The sequence below is a fragment of the Mesorhizobium sp. M7A.F.Ca.US.006.04.2.1 genome (assembly GCF_004022915.1).
GTDB lineage: Bacteria > Pseudomonadota > Alphaproteobacteria > Rhizobiales > Rhizobiaceae > Mesorhizobium > Mesorhizobium ciceri.
Genome location: NZ_RZQA01001198.1, coordinates 1 through 1,420 on the forward strand (window position 1 = coordinate 1; position 1,420 = coordinate 1,420).

General features: G+C 63.0%; 2 protein-coding genes. Both read left to right on the plus strand.

Translation table 11 applies throughout. From position 1 onward, the window contains the following. Window positions 1–417 (plus strand): MBL fold metallo-hydrolase (locus EN925_RS35755; RefSeq protein WP_128337365.1); only part of this gene is annotated, 417 nt, incomplete at its 5' end. Between the two features lie 245 nt (window positions 418–662). Then, the coding region (locus EN925_RS35760) for a trypsin-like peptidase domain-containing protein (RefSeq protein WP_128337366.1) at window positions 663–1,420 on the plus strand (758 nt) is incomplete at its 3' end.

A 1,420-nucleotide genomic window follows, 5' to 3' on the forward strand; every position in this document is an offset into this window, starting at 1 on the left:
ACTTACGCCTACATGTTCCACGACCTCGAGGGTGCCGTCTCGAAACTGCCGGCGCCCGGATGGAAGTCGGCCGACTACAGGATCCCGCCCGCGCCGTTGACGCGAACCCTGGACGAGGGCGATGTCGTCGATCTTGGCGACCGGCAATTTCGCGTGCTGCATTTGCCGGGCCATTCACCGGATTCGATCGCGCTGTTCGACGAGGCCGACGGACTGTTCTTCAGCGGCGATGCCATCTACGACGCCATGCTAATAGACGACCTGCCGGATTCCGACCGGGCCGCCTATATCAGTACGATGCGGCGCCTGCTCGACCTGTCGATCCGTATCGGTCATGGAGGACACGGACCGAGCTTCGACGGCAAGCGCATGCGCGAGATTGCTACGGCCTATCTCGGACGAACCGCCGGTGGCTAAGGCTCCAGCGAGGCAGCAAGGCGCGACCCGACGACTTTGTGACCCTGCCGCCGTGCGGATATTAAATCTTCGTAAGGTCGCCCGAAAACCCTAAATCGGGCCAATCCGCGCCCTAGATGTAAGGCCGTCGATCCGGTTGGCTGCCATGTAGGCGAGACGGGCAATTGCAACCTCGACACGCCGATGACCGATTTCCCGCATGGGAGGCCACGGCGCTGGATCAACTCTCGCCCGGACAAACGACCATGTCAGATATCCTTCGTAGGCATCGCGTCGCGGCCTTGCTGGGCGCTGCGCTGATCATATCCCCCTTCGTCATGTCTTTCGCCCAAAGCGCGGGCAACACCGTTCCGACCACCCAGACACCTGTTGCCGGCATCACTGCGCCCAATGGCTCGTTCGCACCCATCGTTGCCGCCGACAAGCCGGCGGTGGTGACGGTCACCACCGTCATGAAGGCACAGCCTGAAACGATGAGCGATGCCTCTCCTTTCGACGGCGGCTCGCCTTTCGACGACTATTTCCGCCAGTTCTTCGGTGACCAGGGCATGCCGACGCCCAAGACGCCGCCGCAACAGCAACCGCAGCGCGCCGAGGCGCTGGGTTCCGGCTTCATCGTCGCCTCCGACGGCACCATCGTCACCAACAATCACGTCATCGATGGGGCCTCTTCGATCAAGGTGACGCTCGACGACGGCACCGAACTTCCGGCCAAGCTTGTCGGGCGCGATGCCAAGAACGATCTCGCCGTGCTGAAGATCAAGTCGGACAAACCCCTGCCGACCGTCAAATGGGGCGATTCCGACAAGCTTATGCCAGGCGACCAGGTGCTGGCCTTCGGCAACCCGTTCGGCATCGGCACCACCGTCACGGCAGGCATCGTCTCGGCGCGCGGCCGTGACCTGCATAGCGGCCCGTTCGACGATTTCATCCAGATCGACGCGCCGATCAACCACGGCAATTCCGGCGGTCCGCTGGTGGATGTCGCCGGCAATGTCGTCGG